Raw genomic sequence first — 2,753 nt, 5'->3', positions numbered from 1 at the left:
CAGATTACACCGCAACTTACTTTCTCTTCCATACACCAGAAATCAGCATAGCTCCTGTTCAGTATGAACACTGATAATCAAGTGATGTTAATGAGCACCTCGGCAATGAAGTATTTCCTATGAACGGGTTGAGTCGGTTAAAGCCAAACTCTTTGGTTGCCAGAACATTGTTACTGACCTTGTTAGCTGTGGTGATAGCTCAAGGTATCGCAACGTCTATTTGGTATAGCGAATCCAAACACAAAGAACTGGAGGGGATTCGTTCTGCCTCTTCAAGCATGGCCAATATGTTTGCCTCGACGGTGACTTTCTTCCAGTCTCTGCCCGTTAAATATCGCCATATCGTGTTGGATCAAATCCGCAATATGGGCGGTACGCGCTTCTTCGTTTCTTTCAATAAAGAGGCGTTGATTGTCGAACCGATCCCTGATACCCGTTTAAAAACCGCCTCGATTGAAGCGATAGAAAGTGTTTTGAGTAGCAAGCTCAATAAAGTCGAATCAGTGCGGGTTGATTTCTCTCGCCCTGAACATCTTCGTTTGCTTAAAAATGACATCTACTTGAGCGATCTCCCACGATCGTGGGCACATCATACTTTAACCTTAGAACCTCTTAACCCTCCTATTCTGGTTGTTCAGATAGAATTAGCCAGTCATGAATGGGTGTATATCGCCGCGTTGTTGCCTGCGCCTTACGTCAAACTCGACGATACGATTCTCGGCAGAGAACAGGTGATCTTCTTAGTTTCCTCGACCCTCATTCTTTTGGTTTTGACTTACTTGATGATTCGTCGGCAAGTACGCCCTCTTAAAAAATTAGCAAGAGCGGCCAATGAGATGAGTATGGATATTCAGCAGCCGCCACTTAACGAAGAGGGGGCTACTGAGCTGGTGACGGCGACCCGAGCGTTTAATCGAATGCAGCAACGGATTCGTCGCTATGTTGCCGACCGAGAGCACCTTTTTTCTGCGATCTCCCATGACTTAAAGACACCAATAACACGTCTAAGATTGCGTGCAGAGTTGTTGGAGAGTGAAGTAAAGAAAGACAAATTCAATAAAGATCTCGATGAGCTCGAGATGATGGTCAAAGGTGCTTTGCAAGCGGTAAGAGACACCGATCTACACGAGAATAATGCCATTATTGACCTCAATGAAATGGTGCTCTCTGTGATTGAATCTCATAACCAATACCAAACAAAGGTAGAGTTCGAGCCGGTCGTCATTGAGCCATTGGTCGCGAAACCACTGGCGATTAAGCGTGTACTGACCAACTTAATCGACAACGCAGTTAAGTATGGTTCATCTGCCGTAGTGGAAGTTAGTGGTGATGAGCTTTGGGTGGTCGTGACTATTCAAGACCGTGGCAATGGTATCCCAGAAGACAAGCTAGAGATGGTCTTTGAACCTTACTTTAGGCTTGCAACCGACGACCAAGGACACGGACTTGGCCTCGGGATCTGCCGAAATATCCTGCATGGACACGGCGGAGATCTCATTATTCGTAACTCCCCTCAAGGCGGCTTAGAAGCTAAAGTCTATATTCCACGCGGCCTAGAAGTTTAATGTAACAATTGTGTTACATTGAGCTTACCTTTTGTTTCAATCTTACAAATCAGAATAAGTAGACTCTGTATTGAACCGGACGTCGAGTCCGCTAAAACATGGAAGATAATAATGAAAATCAATAAAACCCTACTTACTCTATCTCTTCTTGCTGCCTCAACATTTTCTCAAGCTGGTGAAGTGGAAGTGCTTCACTGGTGGACTGCCGGTGGCGAAGCGAAATCCGCAGCTGTACTGAAAGAGATGATTGAAGAACAAGGCCATACTTGGAAAGATTTCGCTGTTGCTGGTGGCGGCGGTGAAAGTGCGATGACTGTTTTGAAAACTCGAGCAGTGTCGGGCAATCCTCCATCTGCGGCGCAGATTAAAGGTCATGATATTCAAGAGTGGGGTGGTTTAGGTTTTCTAACGTCTCTCGATGCAACTGCGAAACAAGAAAAATGGGATGAGCTACTGCCAGGAGTGGTCACTAAAGTGATGAAGTGGGATGGCGAATATGTCGCAGTTCCTGTCAACGTTCACCGTGTTAACTGGCTTTGGGCTAACCCTGTTGTTTTAGAAAAATCAGGAGTGACGGTTCCAACTACGTTAGATGAGTTCTTTGTTGCCGCAGACAAGATTAAAGCGGCTGGCTTCATTCCACTGGCTCACGGTGGTCAACCTTGGCAAGACGCGACGGTATTCGAAGCGGTGGCACTTGATGTGCTAGGCAGTGAAGACTACAACAAAGCGTTCGTTGACCTGGATATGGACGTGTTGTCTGGTGACAAAATGGTGGAAGTATTCACCAAGTTCAAAAAGATGCGTGACTACATCGACAGCAACTCTCCAGGTCGTGATTGGAACGTAGCAACTTCGATGGTTATCAATGGTGAAGCAGCGATGCAGATCATGGGTGACTGGGCAAAAGGTGAATTTACTGCCGCAGGCAAAGTACCAGGTAAAGACTACATTTGTGCACCAGCACCGGGGACTGATGGTCAGTTCACTTTCAACATCGATAGCTTTGCGTTCTTTGAGTTAAGTGACAAAGAAAACCAAAAAGCGCAGCAAGATCTAGCGAAAACCATTCTTACTAAAGACTTCCAAGAAGTCTTCAACCTTAACAAAGGTTCTATCCCTGTACGTCTAGATATGTCGAGTAGACGACACTTGTTACCAAGTGCCGCCCCTCTAAGAACCGTACGT

The 2,753-nt window shown here is 45.8% G+C and carries 2 protein-coding genes; both read left to right on the top strand.

Annotated elements, in window-relative coordinates; all coding sequences use genetic code 11:
• Positions 1-119: 119 nt before the first annotated feature.
• Positions 120-1,565 (top strand): ATP-binding protein, encoded by a 1,446-nt coding sequence (locus ACED46_RS21640; protein ID WP_371722430.1) that lies wholly within the window; start codon positions 120-122, stop codon positions 1,563-1,565.
• A 111-nt stretch (positions 1,566-1,676) separates the two neighbouring features.
• Positions 1,677-2,753: ABC transporter substrate-binding protein (locus ACED46_RS21635; protein WP_371722429.1), on the top strand; the 1,077-nt coding region annotated here is incomplete at its 3' end.

The sequence above is a fragment of the Vibrio sp. 1S139 genome, assembly GCF_041439475.1.
Lineage (GTDB): Bacteria > Pseudomonadota > Gammaproteobacteria > Enterobacterales > Vibrionaceae > Vibrio > Vibrio crassostreae_C.
The sequence above is the reverse complement of the archived record's forward strand: the minus strand, read 5'-3'. Positions and strand labels throughout refer to the sequence as shown.